25 protein-coding genes are annotated in these 24,751 nt (G+C 53.5%); 14 read left to right on the top strand and 11 right to left on the bottom strand.

Going from position 1 to position 24,751, the window contains the following annotated elements:
* Nucleotides 1-8 precede the first annotated feature (8 nt).
* Both ACZ439_RS13030 and ACZ439_RS13025 read left to right on the top strand, forming a co-directional pair.
* Nucleotides 9-782 (top strand): DODA-type extradiol aromatic ring-opening family dioxygenase, encoded by a 774-nt coding sequence (locus ACZ439_RS13030; protein WP_054797228.1) that lies wholly within the window; start codon nucleotides 9-11, stop codon nucleotides 780-782.
* Between the two features lie 197 nt (nucleotides 783-979).
* Nucleotides 980-1,513 carry a YceI family protein gene (locus ACZ439_RS13025; RefSeq protein WP_054797227.1) on the top strand — a complete coding sequence of 178 codons (534 nt, stop codon included), beginning with the start codon at nucleotides 980-982 and terminating at the stop codon, nucleotides 1,511-1,513.
* A 90-nt stretch (nucleotides 1,514-1,603) separates the two neighbouring features.
* Here the strand turns inward: ACZ439_RS13025 and bluB are convergent, their stop codons facing one another.
* Together bluB and ACZ439_RS13015 are read right to left on the bottom strand one after the other, a co-directional pair.
* On the bottom strand, nucleotides 1,604-2,245 hold the full coding sequence (gene bluB / locus ACZ439_RS13020) for a 5,6-dimethylbenzimidazole synthase (RefSeq protein WP_127605209.1): 642 nt from the start codon (nucleotides 2,243-2,245) through the stop codon (nucleotides 1,604-1,606).
* A 101-nt stretch (nucleotides 2,246-2,346) separates the two neighbouring features.
* Nucleotides 2,347-3,864 (bottom strand): LysM peptidoglycan-binding domain-containing protein, encoded by a 1,518-nt coding sequence (locus ACZ439_RS13015; RefSeq protein WP_127605207.1) that lies wholly within the window; start codon nucleotides 3,862-3,864, stop codon nucleotides 2,347-2,349.
* 212 nt (nucleotides 3,865-4,076) lie between these two features.
* Here ACZ439_RS13015 and ACZ439_RS13010 point away from each other — a divergent pair, with 212 nt between their 5' ends.
* Nucleotides 4,077-4,685 carry a VC0807 family protein gene (locus ACZ439_RS13010; RefSeq protein ID WP_054797226.1) on the top strand — a complete coding sequence of 203 codons (609 nt, stop codon included), beginning with the start codon at nucleotides 4,077-4,079 and terminating at the stop codon, nucleotides 4,683-4,685.
* Between the two features lie 21 nt (nucleotides 4,686-4,706).
* A complete protein-coding gene (locus ACZ439_RS13005; RefSeq protein WP_054797225.1) occupies nucleotides 4,707-5,207 on the top strand; it encodes a GNAT family N-acetyltransferase in 501 nt (166 codons plus the stop codon).
* Nucleotides 5,208-5,275: 68 nt separating this feature from the next.
* On the opposite strand, the gene ACZ439_RS13000 is transcribed toward ACZ439_RS13005, so the two are convergent.
* The 4 genes from ACZ439_RS13000 to ACZ439_RS12985 all read right to left on the bottom strand — a co-directional run bounded on the left by ACZ439_RS13000 (nucleotide 5,276) and on the right by ACZ439_RS12985 (nucleotide 10,563).
* Nucleotides 5,276-6,871 carry a catalase gene (locus ACZ439_RS13000; protein WP_464621074.1) on the bottom strand — a complete coding sequence of 532 codons (1,596 nt, stop codon included), beginning with the start codon at nucleotides 6,869-6,871 and terminating at the stop codon, nucleotides 5,276-5,278.
* Nucleotides 6,872-6,935: 64 nt separating this feature from the next.
* On the bottom strand, nucleotides 6,936-7,994 hold the full coding sequence (locus ACZ439_RS12995) for a Ger(x)C family spore germination protein (protein WP_464621073.1): 1,059 nt from the start codon (nucleotides 7,992-7,994) through the stop codon (nucleotides 6,936-6,938).
* Nucleotides 7,995-8,023: 29 nt separating this feature from the next.
* Nucleotides 8,024-9,139, bottom strand: a complete 1,116-nt coding sequence (locus ACZ439_RS12990) for a GerAB/ArcD/ProY family transporter (RefSeq protein WP_464621072.1) — start codon at nucleotides 9,137-9,139, stop codon at nucleotides 8,024-8,026.
* Nucleotides 9,136-10,563 (bottom strand): spore germination protein, encoded by a 1,428-nt coding sequence (locus ACZ439_RS12985; RefSeq protein WP_464621071.1) that lies wholly within the window; start codon nucleotides 10,561-10,563, stop codon nucleotides 9,136-9,138. Before ACZ439_RS12985 ends, ACZ439_RS12990 begins: the two co-directional genes overlap by 4 nt.
* Before the next feature lie 246 nt (nucleotides 10,564-10,809).
* Here ACZ439_RS12985 and ACZ439_RS12980 point away from each other — a divergent pair, with 246 nt between their 5' ends.
* The 4 genes from ACZ439_RS12980 to ACZ439_RS12965 all read left to right on the top strand — a co-directional run bounded on the left by ACZ439_RS12980 (nucleotide 10,810) and on the right by ACZ439_RS12965 (nucleotide 13,691).
* Nucleotides 10,810-11,172, top strand: a complete 363-nt coding sequence (locus ACZ439_RS12980) for a hypothetical protein (protein ID WP_054799747.1) — start codon at nucleotides 10,810-10,812, stop codon at nucleotides 11,170-11,172.
* A 316-nt stretch (nucleotides 11,173-11,488) separates the two neighbouring features.
* Nucleotides 11,489-11,980, top strand: coding sequence for a cation:proton antiporter regulatory subunit (locus ACZ439_RS12975; protein WP_141334877.1), 492 nt, complete (start codon nucleotides 11,489-11,491; stop codon nucleotides 11,978-11,980).
* Between the two features lie 3 nt (nucleotides 11,981-11,983).
* Nucleotides 11,984-13,198, top strand: a complete 1,215-nt coding sequence (locus tag ACZ439_RS12970) for a cation:proton antiporter (protein ID WP_464621070.1) — start codon at nucleotides 11,984-11,986, stop codon at nucleotides 13,196-13,198.
* Between the two features lie 82 nt (nucleotides 13,199-13,280).
* Nucleotides 13,281-13,691, top strand: a complete 411-nt coding sequence (locus tag ACZ439_RS12965; protein ID WP_054797223.1) for a YitT family protein — start codon at nucleotides 13,281-13,283, stop codon at nucleotides 13,689-13,691.
* Nucleotides 13,692-13,722: 31 nt separating this feature from the next.
* Here ACZ439_RS12965 and ACZ439_RS12960 read toward each other — a convergent pair whose 3' ends face one another.
* Both ACZ439_RS12960 and ACZ439_RS12955 read right to left on the bottom strand, forming a co-directional pair.
* Complete coding sequence (locus ACZ439_RS12960) at nucleotides 13,723-14,574, bottom strand: 1,4-dihydroxy-6-naphthoate synthase (RefSeq protein ID WP_127605384.1); 852 nt, start codon at nucleotides 14,572-14,574, stop codon at nucleotides 13,723-13,725.
* Nucleotides 14,574-15,275, bottom strand: a complete 702-nt coding sequence (locus ACZ439_RS12955; protein WP_155614914.1) for a futalosine hydrolase — start codon at nucleotides 15,273-15,275, stop codon at nucleotides 14,574-14,576. Before ACZ439_RS12955 ends, ACZ439_RS12960 begins: the two co-directional genes overlap by 1 nt.
* 393 nt (nucleotides 15,276-15,668) lie before the next feature.
* Between ACZ439_RS12955 and thiC the strand changes: the two genes are divergently transcribed.
* A complete protein-coding gene (gene thiC, locus ACZ439_RS12950) occupies nucleotides 15,669-17,447 on the top strand; it encodes a phosphomethylpyrimidine synthase ThiC (RefSeq protein ID WP_054799748.1) in 1,779 nt (592 codons plus the stop codon).
* A gap of 208 nt (nucleotides 17,448-17,655) precedes the next feature.
* Here thiC and ACZ439_RS12945 read toward each other — a convergent pair whose 3' ends face one another.
* Nucleotides 17,656-17,880 carry a PspC domain-containing protein gene (locus ACZ439_RS12945; RefSeq protein ID WP_054797222.1) on the bottom strand — a complete coding sequence of 75 codons (225 nt, stop codon included), beginning with the start codon at nucleotides 17,878-17,880 and terminating at the stop codon, nucleotides 17,656-17,658.
* Nucleotides 17,881-18,226: 346 nt separating this feature from the next.
* Between ACZ439_RS12945 and ACZ439_RS12940 the strand changes: the two genes are divergently transcribed.
* The 3 genes from ACZ439_RS12940 to ACZ439_RS12930 all read left to right on the top strand — a co-directional run bounded on the left by ACZ439_RS12940 (nucleotide 18,227) and on the right by ACZ439_RS12930 (nucleotide 20,948).
* Nucleotides 18,227-18,430 (top strand): cold-shock protein, encoded by a 204-nt coding sequence (locus ACZ439_RS12940; RefSeq protein WP_054799749.1) that lies wholly within the window; start codon nucleotides 18,227-18,229, stop codon nucleotides 18,428-18,430.
* 73 nt (nucleotides 18,431-18,503) lie between these two features.
* Nucleotides 18,504-18,716: a cold-shock protein gene (locus tag ACZ439_RS12935; protein WP_127605189.1), complete on the top strand. Its 213-nt coding sequence runs from the start codon at nucleotides 18,504-18,506 to the stop codon at nucleotides 18,714-18,716.
* A gap of 366 nt (nucleotides 18,717-19,082) precedes the next feature.
* Nucleotides 19,083-20,948 (top strand): glutamate synthase-related protein, encoded by a 1,866-nt coding sequence (locus ACZ439_RS12930; RefSeq protein ID WP_464621069.1) that lies wholly within the window; start codon nucleotides 19,083-19,085, stop codon nucleotides 20,946-20,948.
* A gap of 105 nt (nucleotides 20,949-21,053) precedes the next feature.
* On the opposite strand, the gene ACZ439_RS12925 is transcribed toward ACZ439_RS12930, so the two are convergent.
* Both ACZ439_RS12925 and ACZ439_RS12920 read right to left on the bottom strand, forming a co-directional pair.
* Nucleotides 21,054-21,716, bottom strand: a complete 663-nt coding sequence (locus ACZ439_RS12925; protein WP_054797218.1) for an NAD(P)H-dependent oxidoreductase — start codon at nucleotides 21,714-21,716, stop codon at nucleotides 21,054-21,056.
* Between the two features lie 49 nt (nucleotides 21,717-21,765).
* Nucleotides 21,766-22,068 carry a hypothetical protein gene (locus tag ACZ439_RS12920; RefSeq protein ID WP_054797217.1) on the bottom strand — a complete coding sequence of 101 codons (303 nt, stop codon included), beginning with the start codon at nucleotides 22,066-22,068 and terminating at the stop codon, nucleotides 21,766-21,768.
* Nucleotides 22,069-22,458: 390 nt separating this feature from the next.
* On the opposite strand from ACZ439_RS12920, the gene ACZ439_RS12915 reads away from it, so the two are divergent.
* Both ACZ439_RS12915 and ACZ439_RS12910 read left to right on the top strand, forming a co-directional pair.
* Nucleotides 22,459-22,938 carry a MarR family winged helix-turn-helix transcriptional regulator gene (locus ACZ439_RS12915; RefSeq protein WP_464621068.1) on the top strand — a complete coding sequence of 160 codons (480 nt, stop codon included), beginning with the start codon at nucleotides 22,459-22,461 and terminating at the stop codon, nucleotides 22,936-22,938.
* Between the two features lie 34 nt (nucleotides 22,939-22,972).
* On the top strand, nucleotides 22,973-24,703 hold the full coding sequence (locus ACZ439_RS12910; protein ID WP_054797233.1) for an ABC transporter ATP-binding protein: 1,731 nt from the start codon (nucleotides 22,973-22,975) through the stop codon (nucleotides 24,701-24,703).
* Nucleotides 24,704-24,751 lie beyond the last annotated feature (48 nt).

Raw genomic sequence — 24,751 nt, 5'->3', positions numbered from 1 at the left:
GCTTACCTGTGATCCCTTCCTATTTTATTGCGCATGGCGCCCCGTCGCTGGCGTTGGAACAGAATGAATACACGGCCTTTCTGAAGCAATTGGCTTCAGAGCTGCCGAAGCCAAGAGCCATCGTCCTGTTTTCCGCCCACTGGGAGAGCAGAGAACAACAAATCTCCGGCGCCGAATCGTATGATACGATCTATGACTTTTCCGGGTTTCAAAAGGAGCTGTACGAAGTTCAATATCCTGCTTCCGGCGATTCGGCGATTGCAAGCGAGATTCAAGATTTACTCCGGCAAGAGAACATTGCCGCCGGAATCGATACCGTCCGGGGATTGGATCACGGCGCTTGGGTCGTCCTGCGTCTGCTCTATCCGGCGGCCGATATCCCGGTCATCGCGCTCTCCGTCAACCGTCATTTGTCGAATGCCGAGCAATACCGGATCGGCAAAGCGTTATCCTCCCTTCGGGAGAAACATATATTGATGATCGGAAGCGGGGGAACGGTGCATAATTTGCGGCGCTTGGAGTGGGGAGGATCGTCCCGTGTCAACGATTGGGCCTTGCAATTTGATGGCTGGCTGGAGGACAAGCTGAAAGCATGGGATCTGGAGGCGCTATTTCAATACGATCGCTTGGCGCCGTTTGCCCGGGAAGCCGTGCCGACCCCGGAGCATTTTATCCCCTTACTGCTGGCTATGGGAACCGGCGACCCGAACCGAAGGGCGAGCTTATCGCACCGAAGCTATCAATACGGCAGCTTGAGTTTAAGCTGCTGGAAGTTCGAGTAAGGCGAGCGCAGCATGGAGCTGTAAGCGACGCTGATCACGGCCAAGAAGCCAAGTGTCAGGAAACCGAAGGAGATCAAAACAAAATTTTCCAAGACAGGATTGACAAAATCAGGATAAACAAATAGAATGATTATAAGATAATAAATTATAAGCCGATAATTAAAAGTAAGTAAATTTCATTAGGAGGCATCATATCTATGGCTAAATCGAAATGGAACGTCGATCCCACGCACAGCAGTATCGATTTCACGATTAAACACATGATGATTGCTAAAGTTAAAGGAGCCTTTCATTCCTTCGAGGCCCAGATTGAAGCCGATCCGGAAGACCTCACATCGGCCGATATTCAATTGCAGGTCGACTTAAGCAGCATTGATACACGCAATAACGACCGCGATAATCATTTGCGCTCGGCCGATTTCTTCGATATTGAGCAACACCCGAAATTGACGTTCCAATCTACTCAAATCACCAAAACCGGCGATGGAGAATACGATGTGACCGGCAATCTGACGCTTCATGGCGTAACTCGTTCCGAAACGTTCTCCGTCACATTCGAGGGTGCGGGCAAAGATCCGTGGGGGAATGAGAAAGTCGGATTCAGCGGGCAAGGAAAACTCAAACGCAGCGACTATGGTTTAACGTATAACGCTGTCCTGGAAACAGGCGGAGTGCTCATCGGCGATGAGGTTAAATTTACGATTGAAATTGAAGCTTCTAAGCAAGCGTAACGATAAGGGAAAGGCAGGGGGGCACAGCCCGCCTGCCTTTTTTCGGCTTTATCCGTCCACACCGGGAGAAGGGGATCCTAGCCGGCCGAGTCAGGCGGTTCCCCACGATTCGTGAAAGATAAGATGGGTAAGACTTCTTCTTTTTTCCCAATTCGCTGCTTCCAGGATCGGTTTGGAGGGATAATGCTCGGTATATCCAACGGATAGCAGAGCAACAGGCTCGATGTGGGGAGGAATACTTAAAATATCACGGACGTCGGCTTTTTTATAAAAGCTGACCCAGCCCATAGCAAGACCCTCGGCGCAGGCTGACAGCCACATGTTCTGTATGGCGCAAGCCGTAGATAAGATGTCGGTTTCCGGGATCGAATTTCGTCCTAAGACATGGGAACCTCCGCGAGTGGGGTCGCACGTGACACAGATGGTCAGCGGCGCCTGCTTGATGCCTTCCACCTTTAAGCTTAAAAACTGGTCCTGCCGGCCGTCTTCGTAATGGATGGCCAACGCCCGTCTTTCTTTATCGGCTGCCCAAGCCAGCCTTGCCTTAATCTCTTCCTTCGTTATTAAAATAAAATTCCATGGCTGCATGAAGCCTACCGAAGGGCCATGATGTGCCGCATCAAGCAAATTCATGATCGTTTCAGGAGGAATCGGATCGGTTAAAAAGGTTCTTACGTCTCTTCTCGTGTGAATGATTTTGTAAAAGGCTTCTTTTTCTTGTTCGTTAAACACGCAGGCATCCCCCCATGACAAAACACGTCTATACGCCTTTCATTATACCGAAAAAGGAAACGTTTGGCTGCCGTATTGGATGCGGGAGTGAATGGGTTTGCTCAAGGCGCAATACTTTTCTCTACGACAAATTCGTCTGCAATCATCCTCCATATATCGGGATCCTCCATCCCTAACCGCCAAAGGGCGATTCCCCGGATGCCGAGGCGCTGGGCCGCCAGAAGCTTGGCGCGAATGCTCGCCGCATTCTCAAACCATACTTCATGCTCGTTGCCGGACTCATCCGTATAAGCGAACATAGGCGTTTGTGTTTTTTGATCGAAAGTGATGGTTTTATTGTATTTTTTCGCAAGGTCCATCGCCATATCGTAAGTCGCATACGTATTCCGGCCGGTCGTCAAATTGAAATCAAAACCGAATACGGAAACGGCAGCCGTAATTTTTCGGCCCGGCATTTTCGTTAAGGCATATTTGATGACGCTTTCCATCCATCCGATGGAAACGACCGGACCGGGGCCGCTTCCCGGCCAGCCGTGCTCGTTATAAAGCATGACCACCAGCTCATCGACAACTTCCCCAAGAAGCGCATAATTGAATGGAGCGGAGAAAGGATTGGTCGGTTCGTCAGAAGTGCGTGACGGGGCAGCGACGGAATAATAATACCCTAAACGCTTTAATTCCCGGCCCAATTCCCGATAGAACGAGTTAAGCAATTCTCTGTCCTCGTAATGAACATCTTCAAAGTCGATATTCACGCCGTCGAAGTTATAGGTTTGCAGAAGACGGATCACATGTTGGATAAACCCTTTGCGGGTATCGGAGCTGGCCAGCATCCGCCGGACCACTTCCTTATTGACCTCCTGATTGCCCCGTTCATATAGAAGGTTATGAATGGTGGCAAGCATTTTAACATTGTGGCGGTGACCGAACTCGACCTCTTGCCGCATATAAGAATCATCGAACACGGGAAACTTCTCGACTTGCGTCGGGCTTTCCCTGTTTATACGGAAATGGAACATCCCGACATTGGACAGCTGGGCGCTTTGCTGCACGAAGACCTGATGGGAGCTGGGCAAGGTCGGTCCTTCTTCTTCCGTATAATAGCCCAATATTTCCTTGATCGGGCGTTCGCCGTCATGCGCAACCAGGTTGACGACGTCGCGGAATATCCAGCCCGGCCTGTTGTTATATAGCCGAACCCGAACCCAATCGCCGGCAATCCCGGTCACAGGAAGACGGGCGCCGCGGTCCATTTGGGCGATGACCGAGAACCCCGTCCCCGCATAGCTGCGCACATTGGCCGTTTCGACCGTGACCACCACCTCGGTATAGACGGGAATTCGCAGTCTTTGGCCCACATAGAGCGATGCCGATGTCAGGCTGTTCAGGACCATGATCGCATCTACGGTCGTGTTGAATCTCCGGGCAATCGAGTAGAGCGAATCGCCCGGCTGTACTTGGTACATGAACGGCAAAGCTACAGGAACAGTCAACGTTTGGCCGACGTAAAGGACGGACGAAGTCAGACGATTCGCTTTCATTAAAGCCTCTACGGTAATTCCGAACCGTCTGGCGATGAGATAAAGCGAATCGCCTTGTTGAACCACATAAGTCAGCATGGACAATCTCCCTTTACACGTTTATCCATACTATGCTATTCACAAAGCCTATCCAATAGGACGGACATGCAGAAGATGATCGGGATGCCCCGGAAGAGACTTCTTCCAAAAACGCTTGACATACCGACCGACGGTCTGTAATATGGAATATATAACATACCGACGGTCGGTATACAACAAAAATAAGTGCTCGGAAAAGGAAGGGATACGAAATGTCCACCCGTAAATACGTCATTTTTGCCTTGTTGATCAACGGTCTCGCACCTTGGGCCATTTATGAATGGTTATCCCATTACATGAGCAGTATAGCGGCCTTATCCATTGCAACGCTAGTGCCGCTCGCGGATAACGTCGTTCATTTGATCAAGCACAAGAAGCTGGATGCGTTCGGGACGTTAATGCTTTTCACTTTGGTGCTGACGCTTGTACTCGTATCCTTCGGGGGAAGCGAGAAAATATTGCTGGTTCGGGAGTCGCTTATTACGGGAGCGGTTGGACTCGTCTTTCTGGGCTCTCTTTTGTTCAAGCGTCCGCTCATGTTTTACCTGGTTGTCCGATTTCTCAATAAGGACATTTCCGACAATTGGAAATATGATTATTTCCGGTTTGTCATGCGATTAATGACCTTGGTTTGGGGGGGCATGCTGCTTCTGGAGTCGGTTGTCCGTGTGATCCTGGTGTTTCAACTGACCACCTCGCAATTTCTGGCTTTGTCCAACTTCGTGCTGTATGGTTTTGTCGGCGCGGCTATTGTATGGACCGTCGTTTATCGGAAGAAATCTGCCCGGCGTCTTGAACAAATCAAGCTTCAGTCGGAATAAGAAGAGAATCGGGGGGTAGCTATGCATATTGCAGCCTTGCAGCGTCAGGATCATAAGAGCGTGATGCATTTGTACAAAGCGGTTACGAGTCACCTCAGAGAGAACGGTATTTATCAATGGGACCGCTTCTATCCGAATCGGTTCGTCATTCATAACGATCTCAAGAACGGCTGCCTGTTCGGGGTGAAGCAGGATGGGGCCGTCATTGCGGCGGTCGTCGTGGATGAAAAGCAAAGCTCCAAATATTTACAAGTAAACTGGCAAGATCGTCAGGGAAAAGCAGCCTGTATTCATCGTCTTGCGGTTCATCCGGATTATCAGGGAATGGGACTCGGGAAGAAGCTGCTTCAATTTGCAGAGCAATATACGTTAACGCAAGGATGCTCCAGCATCCGGCTGGATGTGTACTCCGCGAATGAGACGGCATTAGCGATGTATACACGAGCCGGGTATATGCATACCGGAGCCGTCCAATTTCCTTTCCGGAGTACGCCTTACTATTGTTTTGAGAAAATATTGTAAATGCACGCGCATTACAATTATCTGCCGTTACAGCAAGCAGCCACAGGCGTATGCCTGCGGCGTTCTTCTCAATAAGGCTCTGCTTCGTGTCCCTTTTGCTGCGCTTTCTTGACAGCTTGTTCAGGATCGGTTTGTCCGCTTTCGATTTTGATCTGATCGGCCCGGGTTAACCCTTCTGCCACACGCCGGCCGTAGTCGGCGTCCGCTTCCGTAAAATGACGGATCATGCGCTCGCGGATATCGCTCTTGCACATGCTGAGCGCATCGACCAGATTGTTAATGAGCTCATCCCGTTCCCAATCCTCGAATGACCGGTACGTCTCGCCGGCCTGCTTGAAGTCGCACGTCCGATCGATCTTCTGGCGGACCAGCTTCGCTTCGTAGTAGGGCTCGTGATCTTTGCCCCGCTTGGGCGCCTCCTGCAAACCGCCCATGGACGAGGGCTCGTAGTTCACATGAGGGTTTTGTCCGGGGGCGCGGTCCGGGCGATACTGCATTTGTCCGCCGCTCTGGTTCGTTGCGACATGTGTCTTCGGCGCATTAATCGGAAGCTGCAAATAGTTGGTCCCTACGCGGTGCCGCTGGGTATCGGAATAGGAGAACGTGCGCCCCTGCAGCAGCTTGTCGTCCGAGAAGTCCAGCCCGTCCACCAGAACGCCGGTACCGAATGCGGCCTGTTCGACTTCGGTGAAATAGTCCTCGGGGTTGCGGTTCAACGTCATCTTGCCTACCGGCAGGAAAGGAAATTGATCGGCAGGCCACAGCTTGGTAGGATCCAGCGGATCAAAATCGAGTTCGGGATGCTCGTCGTCGCTCATGATTTGAACGCAAAGCTCCCACTCCGGATAGTCGCCCCGCTCGATGGCCTGGTACAGATCCAGTGTCGCATGGTTGAAATTCACCGCCTGAATCTCGTTGGCCTCCGGCTGCAGCAGGTTTTTAATTCCCTGCTTCAACGGCTCCCAATGGTACTTCACGAGCACAGCTTCCCCAGCCTCATTTACCCACTTGTAGGTATTGACGCCGGAGCCCTGCATTTGCCGGTAGTTGGCGGGAATCCCCCATGGAGAAAAGAGAAACGTGATCATATGGGTAGCTTCCGGACTTAACGATACAAAATCGAAGAAGCGCTGCATATCCTGCACATTCGTAATGGGGTCCGGCTTGAAGGCGTGAATCATGTCGGGAAATTTCAACGGATCGCGGATAAAAAAGATCTTCAGGTTATTGCCCACCATATCCCAATTGCCGTCTTCGGTATAAAATTTAACCGCAAAACCGCGGGGATCGCGGAGCGTCTCCGGCGAATGCGTGCCATGTATGACCGTAGAAAATCGGACGAAGACAGGGGTTTGTTTTCCCGGCTGCTGGAGCAGCTTGGCGCGGGTGTATTTCGCAATGGGCTCGTCCCCGGCTTTCCCGTAGGCCTCAAAAATACCGTGGGCTCCGGCTCCCCGCGCATGAACGACCCGCTCCGGAATGCGTTCACGGTCAAAGTGGGTAATCTTCTCCAGGTAATGGTAATTTTCCAGCGTACTGGGCCCCCGGCTACCAACCGTTCGGATGTTCTGGTTGTCCGTGACCGGATGCCCCTGACGGGTCGTCAGCGTTTGGCTCGCTGCGGAGAGATTGGGGCTCGTTTCGCTTTTCTTATCGTGATTCAATGGTATACCCCTTTCGGATTAAAGTTTCCGAATACTATTATTTGCCAGTCGGCACCCGTATCATTCATGGATTTACATTGGTCAAAGGCTGAAAGTGAAGATCATAAGTGACGGAAATTTTCATTTTCTCCCACTGATCCATCCATTCTTGTTCAGGGACGCCCTTCGAGAATGGGGTTCGCGTGACATTCCCGAGCTGCAAGGGATCGACTTTCCAGCGCTGTATTTTTTTCAGCAGGGCTGTAGTCTGTTTCTCCAGGTAGGACTTTATTTCCTGGTTGAGCTCGGCTAATTGGCCGGGTTCCAATATATTTTCATTCCCCCGGTATTCCTCAATCCGGCCGTTCAGATCGACGTGCATATACATGGACGAATGATCTTCATTGATTCGCGTATTGACCTTGGAGCGAATATGACCTACAGCGACCGATAATTCCGGTATGGGGAGGAATTTCAGGTAACGATTGTTGCCAATGAGCTGGATAATTTGGTCATCGGCTTGTTTAACGTTTGCTATAAGCTTGTCATGCTTGAAGAAAGCAGTTCCTTCGTAAGTGAAATTTTCGTTGTTGACCTTGAAGACAGGCAGCGTCGGGTACGAATACGGAGAGTAAAGCTTTTTCATGAAATGATGCAGATTGACGATCGTCAGCTCTCCTTGATTTTTTTTCTCGTAATGTTTGAGCATGCGGTAAAGAAAATAATCAAGTTTTTCTTGCTTTAGCAGTTGACTGTTGATGTAATCGTCAAAGCTTCCTTTTATGATCACCAGATAAAGGCGATGCGAAATATCGGGGTCCGTCAATAAGTTGTTAAGCAGCGAATTGATCCCTTTTTTGGCAAGGTCTTCATGGATTAACAGGATTCGAAGCTGTCCGGCTTTCAATTCGCGGTAATAAAGCAAATTAAATCCCTTTCCCCCTTGTTTAATGAGATCGACCTGCAGCCTGAGAATACGCTTTCTTTCCCTGATCAGCGGCGGGACCAGCGTGCTGATCGTCAGCTTCCCTTCACCCGCATCCTCAAGCGACCAGAAAATGACAGGGGAAAGCTCCTCGATCATATTGTTCTCCACGAACGGGGCGCATCCTGTCAGCAGCAACAAACCGCTCAATACGACCATTAACGCACACCTTTGGATATGCCGCATAGCTAGACACGCCTCTTTCGTTTAAGGGTTATCAGAAGGACTGCGGGAGCGAGCAGATACGTACATGCGCCTGACCAGCTCTGCAGGCTGAGCCACATGTTCTGATCGGTTCCTGCATCCCAAAACCAATTGCTTACCGCGAACATACAGAGAAGTACAGCCGTACCGCTTAACAGAAGCCCGATCTGGCTGGTCTTGGCGTGTACTCTGCCTGCAATGATCCGCACAGCCCCATAGCATAATAACAAGAAGAGAGCCATCGCATACATGAAGTAAATCATATGTACCGACACCAGAAAGATGTCCACGCGCTCAAAAACCGGGGATTGCAAGTATCGTCCCATACTCACAATCGGAAACTTGATCGTGCTCAAGTAGTGGGAACCATAAAATAATAACGCGCCGATAAACAGAAACAAATATTCCCAAATTGTGTATGCATTTGCAGCAGTAAAATATTTCAGCGTCTTCTGCCGCGGATTAAGCCAAGGGGTTATCAGGATCAAATATTCCGGACCTGACAAGGCGGACAAAATGAATAACAGCGATTTCCATGTAAATGCCGACCCGCTTGCAGGGATCAGCGGATATAAATCGGTCAGCGATGCAGTCGGCGAAAAATAAAAGGGAACAAAGACGATAACCATCCAGCACGTACTTAAACAAGCGATCATGATAAAGCGGATCATGTTCTCCATGCCTTGAGCCGCCAAGTAAAAACTCATCAGGATGGGAAAAAGAATCAGCCAATTCCGGTTCATCGACGGAAAAATATACTGATGAATAATATCGGTGTAGCCCTGCGTGATAACGGTGATCTTGATCAAGATGAACAATAGGCCTGCCATCGCAAGCAAACGCACCGTCCGCTCGCCAAAAAGCAGCACAAATCCTTCATAGCCCTGTTCAGAAAGATCGGAAGCAAACCATCTGGAGAGCATGATCAGATTAACCTGCGATAATAACCCCATGGCGATAATGGCCCAGATCATATAGGGATGAACTAAAAACGCAGGCATAACCAGGACGAAGTAAAGCATTTGAAGCCGGTTTACCAGAAACATGGCGTATACGCCGCCATAGGGAGACGTTTTATTGAATAGTGAAGATGACGTCAAGTTATTTTCTCCTTTGGCTGTTTTCGCCATTTATATAAAGGCTTTAAAGATTCAGGACGGACATTCATGAAACTCAAAGGACCGCGTATGAAAAGATCCATCCATTCTCTCCAGTAAAAGGGGGATACAGGCGCCAAATAAGGTTGTTTCAGGGAAGTAAGTCCATTCAGATGAGCAAGCACTGCGGTCGAACCGAGCACCATCCCGGGGATACCCAATAAAGACGCGAGCGCCAGAAAAAGGAACTGAATGATCAAACTTGATTTGGTCACCAGATAGTTGGGAACCAGGAACGAGGCAACGGCCGAAATACCCATCAGAACAATCAATACCTGACTGGCGAAGCCGGCTTGCACCGCCGCTTGTCCGATGACGATACCGCCGATCACTCCAAGGGTTTGACTTGTTTTGGTCGGCATCCGCAAGCTGGCTTCTTTCAGAATTTCCAGCGTAACCAACATCAGAAACGCTTCCCAGAACGGCGTAAGCGGCAATTTGCTTCTCGATTCCAGGATGACAAAAAGAATTTGCAGCGGAAGCATCTGATAGTGGTGCGTCGTTAAGGCAACGTACATCGGAATCAGCGTGATCGACAGGAAGAAGCTAAAGTATCGAAGACAACGCAAAGCACTGGCCACCAGCCAACGGTTAATGTAGTCCTCAGGGGACTGAAACAGATGGAACAAGGTAATCGGAGCGATTAAGGCAAACGGTGTATTGTTCACCAGCAATACAAGTTTACCCAGCCCAAGCGAATACGCGCAGGAATCGGGCCGGTCCGTTTGCATAAACTGCGGAAACAAACTGTGATTCTGGTCCTCCATGAACGCGGCAACATGGGAGGAATCCAGAAAAAGATCGAAGTCGATCGCCGTTATTTTATTTCTTGCTATGGATATGAATTCCGGGTTGGTCAATCCATCGATGTACATGAGGACAACCGTTGTTTGACTTAGGGAACCAAGCGTATATGTCTCCGTTTTTAGCGCCGCTAAGGGAAGCCTCCTGCGAATTAAAGTAATATTTTGTTCCAATTGTTCGCTGAAGCTGTCTTTAGGTCCGAATATAATGGTTTCCGTTTCGGAGGTTTCGATGGAACGGGCCAACGGATTGGGTAACGGCACGGCCCACCACTCGTCCCGGATTCCGTCATGGATGAGCACGGACCCTTGCAGAAGGTGCTTCCTCGCCTCATTCAAAGCCGTGATTTTCGCATCACGGGGGGCCGCCAGACTGCCGATGATCGTGTCGTGAGAGCGGCCGTTCAGCGGTCCGATAACGGCTTCATTCAAACGCTCCTGATCGATTAACGTTCGAATGAACAGAAGTGTCACCGGATGACCCTGTCCGGTTTGGCGTTCTATGATTTCGGCATCATTCATGTTCACTACGAGTTGTTTTAGGGCATCGAGTGTTACGGACATGATCATTCATCACCTGGAGTTCATATTTGACCACGCATGTTCAAGAATATGGCATATGAGGATCATCGGCTTTATTATGTTCAGGCAGGTGTGCCTTTATCCAGAACGAGGAAATGGTTTGGTGAATATATATACCTAATACAGCATGGGGGAAACTTGCCAGCCCTAAATCGCAAGTAATCTGGATGTTAAGGCTGAAACATGGTATAATTTCATTATAATCATCGGAAAAGGAGGTGTATTTGCATGTTCTCGCGTGATATCTCGTCCAATCGTTGGATTCCTTTAGTTTTAATGATGGTGTTTATGCTTTTCGCTACTCCGACTCCCGGTCTCGAGGTAAGCGCCGGCGAATCGGCTCGCACCTCAATGTCTCATGGCATGGAATTTTTTACCTCCAACCAAGCGACTGTTCGGAAGCACTCCTCGGCTACCGAAGGCTTGCGGCTTGCAGGGCATATCTCTGCCTTCTCTTTTCTGCTGCTTGCTATGAAGAATGCCGCCTCGAGAGCGCTTCCGAAAGCCCGCGTCTCCTTTCGTCCGCAAATCGCGCGCCGTTTAACCCGGCTGTTATTATCCCCCATTAAGTTTACCTCCCTCTTCGTGTAGTTGTTTCTTCCTGCCCCTGTCGGTTATTGACAATCTGACATGCGATCATTCCATGAACGAACAGCCATTTTTTCGGTTATGTCCGAACGTTTATTTGTGCTGGGCTCAACTGTAAACTGAATCTTCCCAATTTTTCAAGGAATGCGATAATCAAACGCGCACTTGCTTCGTTTAAAAAACGACAGCGTAGGGTCTGTTTGCTGTTGTCTGAAAACTGTCCCTATAAGGCGATAACGATACCATGGACCTTGCGCCGAAACGTTCTGTACGTATCGGATTAAGGATAGGGAAAATTAAATATAGGAGGGTTATCGATATGACAATTCGAGAAAGCGATCTCCCTGGAATCGGGAAAAAATTTCAAATCACGACACGGGGGGGAGACAAGCTGGTGATCGTCGTCCATGATGACGGCAGGCGGGAATGCTACCATTTTGATTACGAGGACTCCGACGAGAGTATTTCTTTAGTTACGCTGGATGATGATGAAGCGCGGTTAGTCGCGGGCATTATTGGCGGGATGACGTACAAGCCAAAGGCGCTGGAGACGATGGAAATGGCGCTGGATGATCTTATTATTGAATGGTATCGGGTGGAGCCCGAGTACAAATGCGTCGGCAAAACCATAGGCGAGCTGAACGTGCGTCAAACTTCAGGCGCAACCATTATCGCCGTTGTCGAGAAGCAATCCAAGCATATCAATCCGGGGCCCGAAGTTGTCCTAAAGGCGGAATCGACGCTTGTTGTAGCGGGAGAAAGGAGGCAGCAGAAACATTTCAAAAATATTCTAATGAATGGATGTGAGTGACCTATGGACTACATCGTATTTGAAATCGGGTTGGCGATTGCGCTCATTGCGCTTGCCGGACTGCTGTCCGCCAAGCTGCGCTTCTCCGTTATTCCCTTCTATATATTGGTTGGCATGGCGGTCGGCCCGCATTCCTTCGAGTGGTGGCACTTTGATCTGAGGTTTATAGAAAGTGCGCCATTGATCGATTTTTTGGGCCGGATAGGCGTTCTGTTCCTGCTCTTTTATTTGGGGCTTGAGTTTTCGGTGGGGCGGTTGATTAAATCGGGCCGGTCCATCGCTGTAGGCGGTACCATTTATATCGCGATCAATTTCACGCTGGGTCTCCTGTTCGGCTTCGTGGCGGGGCTTCCCTTTCTGGAGATGCTTATCGTAGCGGGGATTACGACGATTTCCTCCAGTGCGATCGTGGCCAAGGTGCTGGTTGATCTGAAACGTACGGCCAATCCGGAGACGGAGATGATACTCGGCATCATTATGTTCGAGGACGTATTTCTCGCTATCTACATCTCGGTCGTCTCCGGTCTTGTTCTCAGCGGCTCCTCCTCGTTGGGAGGCGTCCTCTTGTCCGCGTCCATCGCGCTCGGGTTTATGCTGCTCGTGCTGATCATCGGACGCAAAGCGGTTCCGCTGCTCAACCGGCTGTTGAATATTCGCTCGAATGAGCTGTTCTTGCTCGTCATTTTCGCCGGGCTGTTCATTATCGCCGGGTTCTCGGAAACGATCCATGTGGCGGAGGCGATCGGAGCGCTGCTCGTCGGGCTGGTGCTCGCCGAAACCGAGCATATGAAGCGGATCGAGCATCTGATTTTACCGTTTCGCGATTTTTTCGGGGCGATCTTCTTCTTCAGCTTCGGTCTGACGATCGATCCCTTCTCGCTCGGCGGCGCCGTCTGGCTGTCTTTAGGCGCGGTCGCGCTGACGCTGCTCGGCAATTTCGCCGCAGGCATGTGGGCCGGGCATAGCGCCGGCTTGTCTCCGAAAGCGTCTGTGAATATCGGACTCACGATTGTGGCGCGCGGCGAATTTTCAATTATTATGGCCAACCTGGCCAAAGCGGGAGGCTTGCTGCCGATCGTGCAGCCGTTTGCGGCGCTGTACGTATTGATTCTGGCGGTGCTGGGGCCGCTGCTAACGAAGGAAACCAAAGTGATATACAAAGGCCTGGATCGCGTATTTAAACTATCCCGATTAAACCGTGAGAAACAAAAGGGATAAAGCTGGAGCAGCAGGAATGCGAGTCTGTTACAAAAGCGTCGAGTCAAGGAGCTTCTAGCCCATGTGGTGAGGAGGAACCCAAGTGAGACATGAACTGATGATATACGATGCAGTCTTTTATGCGATTGTGCTGGCAACTTCGTTTATCGCAGGATATCGGTTGCTGAACGTGCGGTCGTTGAATCGGATGATGCGGATTAACACCCGCCATGGGGATATCATGGAGGAAGCGGTCAAACGGGAGACAGGGCGTAACCTGGTACGGTTTGCAAGCATACAAAGCGGGGATTGCGCGGTCGTGCACAGGCTGCAATTGGTCATCTACAGGCTGGAAGAGCTGACACTGAGAGACCTCATTCATTCCATCGATCCCGACGCCATTGTTGACGTTGTCCCGATGGATCGCGAGAACGGAGAAAACGACGGAAATACGCGGCATTCGCCAGGAAAGCCGCCGCGTGTTTCCAAGTATGGAAATGTGTTTTATAAATAAGCGGCAGGTGAGACCCGGCGCCACCTGACCGTTATGCCTGCGGCAGCCGCAGGGCAGCCGGATCGATCTTCGGCACCAGCCCTTCTTGTGCGGCGCGGCTGAGCAGCGCATTCACCGCGGCATATCCGCTGTCTCCCAAATTCGCGGTAAATTCGTTCACGTACAAGTCGATGTGCGCTTGGGCGACTTCGGGGGCCAGTTCCTGGGAGTGGGTTAGCACGTAATCGCGCGACGCTTCCGGGTGCGCCCAGGCGTATTCGACGGATGCGCGGATCCAGCCGGCGATCGCTTGCAGGTCCAGCGACCGCTTGGCGACGATCGCCCCGAGCGGAATCGGCAGGTTGGTGTCGCTCTCCCACCAGCTGCCTAAGTCGGTCAGGAGAGTGAGCCCGTACGACGGATAGGTGAAACGCGCCTCGTGGATCACCAGACCGGCATCGATCACGCCATCGCGTACGGCCGGCATGATCTCGTGAAACGGCATAATCACAATCTCGCCGACGCCTCCCGGCACTTGCTGAGCAGCCCATAGCCGGAAGAGCAGGTAGGCGGTTGACCGCTCGCTCGGTACCGCTACGCGCCGGCCGCTCAGGGCCGCCGGGCCTTTGGCGCTGACTGCAGGATTGGCCGTCAGCACCAGGGGCCCGCAGCCTCTGCCAAGTGCGCCCCCGCACGGCAGCAGCGCGTAATCGGACAGTACCCAAGGCAGCGCCGCATACGAGATCTTGAGCACTTCCGGCCCGTCCGGGCCGGCGGCCAGCGTGTTCGTAATATCGATGTCTGCGTACATGACGTCAAGCTTCGGAGCTCCGGGCAGCAGCCCGTGCGCCCAGGCGTGGAAAACAAACGTGTCGTTGGGGCAAGGAGAAAAGGCAATGTTCATCATAACACCTCCAGTAATACTGTGCTTGCAGCTTCCAGTGCGTCCAGCGCTTCCTGGATACGCCAGGCAGTCCGGTCACGCGGACCGACCGCATTCGAGATGGCACGGATTTCGAGGATCGGCACGCCGCTGTCGAGGGCGGCGGCAGCTACACCAAACCCCTCCATCCCCTCGGCGGTCGCCCCCGGCACCCGGACGTCCAGCTCCAGGGCTCGCGCCGCCGTTCCGGTCACCGTCGATACGGTAAGTACGGGGCCTGCATAAACCGGCTGTCCGGCCGCCTGCAGCGCCTCCGTTACCCGGATCGTCAGGCTGGGGTCGACCTGGATGCGGGAAGAGCCGAAGCCCAACTCGTCCAGGCTGCAGAAGCCTTCCGGGGTTTGCGCGCCCAGGTCGGCGGCTACGATCTCATTCGCCACCACCAGGGACCCCACTTCAGCCCTGCCGATAAATCCGCCGCCGATCCCGGCGCTTACGACCAAGCCGTACTCGGCCGAGGCTAATGCCCTTGCCGTACGGGCGGCGGCCATAGCCGGGCCGACACCGGCCAGCAGGACATCGAATCTGCCGGATCCGCGGAGCCCGCGCAGCACCGCGTCTCGCTCGGCAGCGACTGCGGTCATCACGAGAACGCGCAAATGCTTGTCCGGTTCGCCGGAGCCTGAACCGGCAGGTGTTTCCGTGTTTGGATCGAGCTTCATGGCGATAATCTCCTTTATATCTACCCTGTCCGGATGGAAGGGGAATCGTCCTGGTCTATCGATCATGCGAACAAGCCCTTCATACCCAAAATACTACATCAAGGGCGATAAAAGCAACGTTCCCGACAGGCAGACTCCCGAAAAGCTATGGATTGATTTTTACGGGCGATCTGTAATATGATAGTTACGACAACCGAATAAACACGGGAGCTTGGTGAGCCAGGCTGAGAGGGTAGCCCTAATGCTATCGACCGTAATACCTGATCTGGGTAATGCCAGCGGAGGAAAAGACTTAGCCTTTGTACACACAAAGACCGCTTCTTCGTTGCGGTCTTTTTTGGCGTATACAAGGAATTCTCCGCTTGCTCCACATTCATCCGAGGAGGAAATGAAATGGCAAGCGAAAACAAGAAAGTGGAAGTCGTCCCGAATTTATCGTCTATACCGGGAAGCAGGAAAGTGTATGTGCAAGGCTCCCGCGAGGATATTCAAGTTCCGATGCGGGAAATTACGTTAACGCCGACGGCCGTCGGCGGTACCGAGCAGGAGAATCCCCCCGTTCGTGTGTATGATAGCAGCGGCCCCTACACGGACAGCTCGTACAGCGCGGACGTCCGCAAGGGCTTGCCCCGGAACCGGTTGAACTGGATCTTGCAGCGCGGCGATGCGGAAGCTTATGCAGGCCGCGCCGTCAAGCCCGAAGACAACGGCTACAAGCAGGGACAGCCGGACAGTCCGGAGCGGTTCCCAGGCCTGGAACGCCAACCGTTAAGAGCGAAGCCGGGCGCCAACGTAACCCAAATGCATTATGCCAGACAAGGGATCGTTACGCCGGAAATGGAATACATCGCGATTCGGGAGAACGTATCGCCGGAATTCGTCCGCAGCGAGGTCGCTTGCGGCCGGGCGATTATTCCGGCGAATATTAACCATCCGGAAAGCGAGCCGATGATTATCGGCCGCAACTTCTTGGTGAAAATCAATGCGAACATCGGGAACTCGGCGGTTGCTTCTTCGATCGAGGAGGAAGTGGAGAAGATGCGGTGGGCTACCCGTTGGGGGGCGGACACGATCATGGATTTGTCGACGGGCAAGCAAATACATACGACCCGCGAATGGATTATCCGCAACTCCCCCGTGCCTGTCGGAACGGTACCCTTGTATCAAGCGCTGGAGAAGGTCCATGGCAAAGCGGAAGATTTAAGCTGGGACATTTACCGGGATACGCTTATCGAGCAAGCGGAACAGGGCGTCGACTATTTCACGATTCATGCCGGCGTGCTGCTGCGTTATATACCGATGACCGCGAATCGTGTGACCGGGATCGTATCCCGCGGCGGTTCCATCATGGCGGCGTGGTGTCTGGCGCATCACCAGGAAAACTTCCTGTATACGCATTTTGAAGAGATTTGCGAAATTATGAAAGCTTATGATGTAGCCTTTTCTCTCGGGGACGGCCTGCGTCCCGGGTCCATTGCCGATGCGAACGATGAGGCCCAGTTTGCGGAGCTGGAGACGCTAGGCGAGTTAACGCAGCTGGCCTGGAAGCACGATGTACAGGTGATGGTGGAAGGGCCCGGTCATGTGCCGATGCATCAGATCAAGGAGAATGTGGATCGTCAGATGGAGGTGTGCAAGGAGGCCCCGTTCTACACCTTGGGCCCTTTAACGACGGACATCGCCCCCGGCTATGATCATATTACTTCGGCTATCGGCGCGGCCATGATCGGTTGGTTCGGTACGGCGATGCTGTGCTACGTGACCCCGAAGGAGCATCTGGGTCTTCCGAATAAGGACGATGTTCGCGAAGGGGTCATCGCCTATAAAATCGCTGCGCATGCGGCGGATTTGGCCAAGGGCCATCCCGGCGCGCAGGAGAGGGACAACGCCTTATCCAAAGCCCGGTTCGAGTTCCGGTGGAGAGATCAATTTCATCTGTCGCTGGATCCGGAAAGAGCGATGGAATATCACGATGAAACGTTACCGGCCGAAGGGGCCAAGACGGCCCATTTCTGCTCGATGTGCGGTCCGAAGTTTTGCAGCATGAGGATCACCCATGATATTCGCGAGTTTGCCAAGCAAGAAAAGCTCACGGATGAGCAGGCCGTTGCAGAAGGGATGAAGGAGAAGGCCAAAGCGTTTAAAGAAGGCGGCAGCGCCATCTACTCCTAGAACAAGGCAAGCCCCCCTGCCAAAGCAGGGGGGCTTGCCAAGGTTCCAGCCGGCAGTCCGGTCTTTATTAGGGAGTCGGCGGTACGCTGCGCAGCTGCGTTTCCAGCGCCAGCCGGGCTTCCGCCGTACGTTCTTCTGCCAACGCCTCGACCGCCTGCCTCTCGCACTGCTCCGCCAGCCGGTTATATTCGTCCAGACGCGCTTTAATTTAATAAGTGGTGTAAGATTGGTTGTAAGGATTAGGGCCGTATGGCGCTTTCGGGATTACCAGGCTGACGATAAAGTATAGGAGCATCGTCGTTCCGAAGCTGCAGAAGGCGGCGATCACGACCAATAACCGGACGAGCGTTGCGTTAAGCCCGAGCCAATCGGCAATCCCTCCGCAAAGACCCGTCATTTTGTTGTCCGTTCTGGAACGGTATAATCTATTCATGGTTCGTTCTCCTTTCGGGATCAGGTAAGATTCATTCGGCCGGCGGCCGGTTTCGCGGGTGTTGTTCATGTCTTTATTCTAGGGGAAGCAAGACGAGGAGAAAACGGACCGAAGGCGGTATTCGAAGCTAGCCTTCAGGCGGGGAATCCCTCTGCTTTGGACGGAGTATCATAGTATTTGCTTTCTGCTTCCAGCTGTGATAAGATGTATGTAATTGAAAAATTTGAAACCGGAATTCGCATATTGAAAAAGGTGTCATGTTTAGAAGGGTACTTTTTTCAATGTGTGAATTTTTTTCGTATAGGAAAAATGAACATGTTAAAAACAATTTTGGAGGCAACAAACAATGCAAACAGGTACAGTTAAATGGTTTAACGCAGAAAAAGGTTTTGGCTTTATCGAAGTTGAAGGCGGCAGCGACGTATTCGTTCACTTCAGCGCAATCCAAGGCGAAGGCTTCAAGTCTTTGGACGAAGGCCAACGCGTTCAATTCAATGTGGTTCAAGGCAACCGCGGACCGCAAGCTGAGAACGTCGTTAAAGTTTACTAAGAAACCTAGCTGCTCTTAACGGTTGTTAAGAGCAGTTTTTCTTTTCGGATAAGGATAAGAAGGGGGAGTATTCATGAATTTTCGTAAGAAGACGTTAGAGGAAATCCCTACGGAGCAAACCGCGATCTGGTCTTGTACAATGGATGGCTGCAAGGGGTGGATGCGGGACAACTTTGCGTTCGAACACGAGCCGAGCTGCCCGTTATGCGCATCTCCAATGGTCAGCGACACCAGGATGCTCCCGTCACTTATCAACTCGAACGCGGACCGCAAGTCGTTCCGATAAGACGCGAAGGAAAAGTTCATATTGGAATAATAACCGCAGTCCGAACTTTGGGATCGCGGTTTTTTTGTTGGCGATGAGGCCGGGGGATAGGCCGGATCCGTGGAGCCGCAAAGAACGGCAGCCGCAGACTTCGCCTTCCCGACGCGCGGCGATTCATACCGGGAAATGGGCGAAACGCCAGTCGAATTTTCGAATGCCGGAATAAGATGGTAGGGGTGGAAATGCGCGGCGCTGCAGCCCATGTCGGCGAACGCCCAATCATGCTCTACCTCCTGGTCAGGAGCCGGCAATGAAAGAAACAGAAGAAGTTGTATACGTTTTCATTCAAAGATGAGGTTGCATCTTAGACGGAAATGAGGCGGTACAATGTTCGATGTATGGTGGGCGATTCTCGATATCGTGACGAAGGTCGTCGTTCTGGCGCTCCCGCTGACGGTAGCGGGGGTCTATGTATGGGACAAATATATTCAGAAGCAGCATTCGATTCTGAGGACGCATCCGGTGATCGGCCGATTCCGGTATGTGTTCGAAATGCTGGGCCCGGAGCTTCGCCAATATTTCATCTGGGGCGATAAAGAGGGCAGACCGATCGACCGGGACACGCAGGGGTATATTGCCAAAGCGGGCAAATACGGATCCACCGTCATCGGGTTCGGTTCGCGTAAAGATTTCTCGCAGGAAGGCTTTTATTTGAACAACGCGATGTTCCCTAAAAATGGGGATGAGCTCGCGGTCGATCAGTCGTCCCCGATCTCGATCACGTATAAGTATCAAATCGTGAAGGAAGGGCTTGTCTCCCGGAAGGAGACAAGGTATCTCACGTCGGCGAAGCCTTGGCTGCTTGACGCGCGCGATGCCGTTGTCATCGGCGGCTGCAACGACGTTCGGCAGCCTTACCGGACGCAAGGGTTTATCGGCATCTCGGCGATGAGCTTCGGCTCGTTGTCCGACCATGCGGTGATGGCGCTGGCGCAAGGCGCTGCCATTGCAACCGGCACCTGGTTGAATACGGGAGAGGGCGGGCTGTCGCCGTATCACTTGTCCAAAGTGTACGAGATGCGGGACCGAAAGCTGCCCCGGCCGGAGCAACCGGAGGAGCTTCAGGTGTACGACTTGGTAGGCAGGAAGCTGCTCGTGTCGACCTTTGAGATTATGAAGGACTTGAGCGGTATCGAGCACGACGCCATGGATGTGTTCGACATGGAACGCAATCCGTACGTGCTCGCGGCTGAGCGGCTTGTGGATCGCGGCTATTTGCAGCGTAAGGAGACGGATCTGATCTATCAGATCGGTTCGGCCAAGAACGGCTCCCGGGTCGATGCGGATGGAACGTTCGACGAACAAGCTTTCCTGCAGACGGCCGGGCGGCCGGAAGTCAAGCTGATCGAAGTGAAGCTGGCGCAGGGGGCGAAGGTGCGCGGCGGCAAGCTGCCGAAGAGCAAGCTGACGCCGATGATCCGCCGAATCCGCGGGATCCCGATGGATTGGGATCAAGATGTGGAGTCGCCGAACCGTTTTACCGACTTCCATGATATCCCGACATTGTTCGATTTCATCGAGAAGCTGCGCGCGTTGTCCGGCAAGCCGGTCGGCGTGAAGCTGGTGGCGGGCAGCGAGCTGGCGGTGGAGGAGCTGGCCGACTATATGCGGAGCACGGGCCGCTCGCCCGACTTCTTGACCGTGGACGGCGGTGAGGGCGGAACGGGCGCTACGTATATGGAGATGGCCGATTCTTTGGGGCTCCCGCTGTATTCGGCACTGCTGATCGTCGACAGTACGCTGCGCAAATACGGCGTTCGCGGCCGGGTGAAAATTTTCGCCAGCGGCATGCTGGCCTCCGCCGACAAGATGGCTATCGCGCTCGCGTTCGGCGCGGATTTGATCAACGTCGCGCGGGCGGCGATGAATACGATCGGCTGTATTAATGCGCTCAAGTGCAATACGAACGAATGCCCGACCGGGGTGACGAGCCATAAGCCGGAGCTCAAGCAGGGACTTGTCGTGCAGGAGAAGCGGTTTCGGACGGCCAACTATTTGGCGACGGTGCGCGAAGGCGTCTTTATGCTTGCTGCTTCTTGCGGCCTGGAGTCGCCTACCGGGTTTAAGCGGAGCCATGTGACGTTCAAAGACCGGAACGCCGCGGCGATCCGGATGGATCGGCTGTTTCCCGATCCGGAAGGGGACACGGCCGGGCCGAACGAACCGGCGGTTCGGATCGTGAAGTCCTCGTAGCGGCCGGATGCTGGCGGGGAGCCGCCTGTGGAAAGCGCACCAAATATGCATGCCCAAGAGGGGCCGCCCTCAAACAAAGGCCGGCCCCTCTTTAAGCTGCGCGAGTTACAAAACCCAGCGCACCACTTGGTCCAAAGGGCGTCTGGTCTTGTCGCGCGGTTCGCGGATACGATAGCCGAAGGCCGCCATGCAGGCGAGACCGAAATCGTCGCCCGTCACAACGCCTTCCGCCCGAAGCAGCGTCTCTACCGCCTCCTTGTCGAAGCCTTCGATCGGGCATGAATCGATGCCGATCTGGGCTGCAGCCGTCATCATGTTGCCTAATGCGATATACGACTGCCGGCACGCCCATTCAAACATCGCCCGATCGTTGCCGCTCAGCTTGAAATCGCTGTCCAGAAACTTCCGGTAGCGATCGCGGGCGCCGGTTACGAGCTCTGGCGGGATTTTACGCACGTCTTCCAGCATGGAAGTAATATAGGGAGCGTCTGGCCTCAGGCTAGAGGCGTTTCTCGCCAACAGAAGGACGAGGTGACTGGCTGTCGGAATTTGCTTCTGCCCGCCCCATGTGACGGGGAGAAGCTTTGCGCGGATTTGCGGATTTTGCAGCACGACCAACGACCAAGGCTCGAAGCCGAAGGAGCTTGGCGAAAGGCGTCCGGTCTCCAGAATGAAGTGAAAGTCCTCCTCACGGATCCGGCGGGAAGCGTCAAACTCCTTGCAGGCGTGTCTGAAACGGTAAGCTTCAATAATGCGCTCCTTGCTCATCCGGGATCACCTTCCTTTTTGTTTTTCGTTTGTCCGGCTGCGTACCGGACTACACGTTATAATCGAGTCTGGCGTCGGCGATGATGGTCAAGGTGCGTCCGGCCTTATCGTAATCGACCCGTCCGTCCGAGGAATAGTACCAGGTCTTCACGTCCGGCTTCTCGTCATCGACGACAAACAGGTTAAGCTCGTCCCGGAACTTAAGCACTTCTTCAGCGACCTTGTCGTCCGCAAGCCGGATGACGAATTGCCACTGTCCGTCAACGGGCTGGATGTCGAAATCGGCGTTATGCTTCACCGAATCCAACAGCAGCCGGCTACCTACCGTGTGTCGAATATACATCTGGTTCATATCAACAGCCCTCCATTCTCGGATACGCCTGAAGCGTGTGGTGAGAGAACTCATTCTTTTCTCGAGTATAACACGGCGGTTCGCTTACATAAAGTTAGTTGGAATAAGATGTGCCTTATGGCGGGAAGAGCAGGAATACGGCTATTCAGAAGAATGAGCGGAACGGGCAAGGGATGCGGGCATGCCGCATACTGCTTGCTGATCGCGGTATCGGACGCCGGGGCCGTACGGCGGTTTGGAGCGGCATCGGATGCTGCCCGGCGTGCTTCCTGCCGCTTCCGATGCCCATCGCGGAATTGCGTTGACAGTAAATAATTAATATCTATATAATTAGGTTATCTAACTAAATATTTCGGTTAAATTTTTCGAGGCGAAAAGAGGCTGTTGCGATTGACTACTGAATACACCACTTCCCATGAGCTCATCCGCGCCTTCCGTCAGCTGCGGCATATGAACTGGAGCGGCCGGCGACCGGCCGAAGGCTGTACGCGAAGCGAAACGATGCTGCTGTTTGCCATTCGCCGGGGGATGTCGGCCGGCTCGCCCGGCTTGAAGATGTCGGAGATCAGCGGCATTCTGCGCGTTTCTTTGCCGACCGTCACACAGACGGTTAACTTGCTCGTAGCCAGAGGGCTGCTGGAGCGAGGTGCCGATCCGGACGATCGAAGAGCTGTGCGCATTCGGCTGACTGAAGCCGGAAGACGGGAAACCGAGCAGGCGGAAGAAGCGATGCTGGAGGGAATGAAGGGACTGATCGACCACTTGGGCCACGAACGCAGCTTACAGCTCATCGAATTGCTCGACGATGTTGCCTCATACTACCGTGCGCAGGCCGCCGAACCGCCGCAGGAGCGGGAGACGGATTCCTGAAGAATCGGATTCGAAGGAAGGTGAAGGTGAACCTATGATTAAACTGCTTCGTTTTCTAAGGCCTTATCGCCGGCAGGTTGGGCTCGTGCTGCTGCTCGTGTTCCTGCAATCGATCGCGGAGCTGTATTTGCCTACCCTGATGGCCGACATCGTCGACCGCGGCGTCGTTCAAGGCGACACGCCTTATATTTGGCGCATCGGCGGGTTGATGCTGCTGGTCGCCGCCTGCGGCGCTTTGTGCTCGGTCGGGGCGAGTCTGTGGTCCGCGAAGTCGGCGAGCGGGTTTGCCCGCGATTTGCGCAGCCGGCTGTTCGGGCATGTGGAGCGATTCTCGTTAAGCGAATTCGATCGGCTCGGCACGGCGTCGCTCATTACCCGGACGACGAACGATATTACGCAATTGAACCAGGTGCTGACGATCATGATGCGCGTGATGGTCATGGCCCCGATGATGTGTATCGGCGGCATCGTGATGGCGCTGTCGAAGGACGCTGCGCTGGCGATGGTTATCATCTCTGTCGTGCCTGTGCTGGCCGGATTCATTTTCCTTGTCTTCCGCAAGGGCGGTCCGCTCTTCAAAGCGGTGCAGACGAAGCTGGATAAGCTGAGCCTTGTGCTGCGCGAGCATCTTACCGGCATCCGTGTGATCCGTTCGTTCAACCGGATCGGTCACGAACAGGAGCGGTTCGACCGGGCCAATCGCGATTTGACGAATACGGCGATTCAAGTGAACCGCATTATGGCGTTCATGATGCCGGTGATGATGCTGGTGCTTAATTTCGCCGGCATTGCGATTATCTGGTTCGGCGGTATTCGGATCGATGCCGGACATATGCAGATAGGCGATCTTATCGCCTTCATCCAATATGCGTGGCAAATCATGTTCTCGCTCGTCTTCGCTTCGATGATGTTCATCATGATTCCGAGAGCGTCCGCTTCGGCGGCCCGGATCAACGAGGTGCTGAGCATGATGCCTGACATCCGGGATGCTGATGGAGGGAAGCGGAGTGCGGGCTCGGCAAGACCGTCCGTCGAATTCCGGAATGTATCGTTCCGCTATCCGGGCGCGGAGATGCAGGCGCTCTCGAACATCTCCTTCGCGACGCACGCCGGCGAAGTGACAGCGATTATCGGCGGCACCGGTTCGGGCAAGTCGACGCTTGTGCACCTCATCCCGCGCTTCTATGACGTGGAGGAAGGGCAGGTGCTCGTCGGCGGCATCGACGTGCGCGAGCTGACGCAGGAAAGCTTGCGGGCGCAGATCGGCCTTGTGCCGCAGAAGGCGCTGCTGTTTACCGGTACGATTGCCGATAACATCCGCTTCGGCAAGGAGCAGGCGACGGACGAAGAGGTTCGCCGAGCCGCCGAAATTGCGCAGGCGTCCGAGTTCATCCGGGGCATGAAGGACGGCTATGATTCGCCCATCTCGCAAGGGGGGGCCAACGTATCCGGCGGGCAAAAGCAGCGGCTCTCCATCGCGCGGGCGCTTGTGCGTAAACCCGGCATCTATGTGTTCGACGACAGCTTCTCGGCGCTCGATTTCAAGACCGATGCGAAGCTGCGCGAAGCCCTGCGGGCGGAAACCGCGGATGCGTGCGTCATTCTTGTCGCACAGCGGGTGAGCACGGTCATTGACGCCGACCGGATAATCGTTCTCGACGAAGGCAGAATCGTCGGGATGGGTACGCACCGCGAGCTGCTGCAGACGTCGGACGTGTACCGGGAAATTGTAGCTTCGCAGCTATCGGAGGAGGAGATCGCATGAGTGAGCGTCCGCACGAACGTTCTCAAGGAGGCGCCGGCGGTTCAGGCG

Source organism: Paenibacillus sp. JCM 9796 (assembly GCF_055379675.1).
The sequence above is the reverse complement of the archived record's forward strand: the minus strand, read 5'-3'. Positions and strand labels throughout refer to the sequence as shown.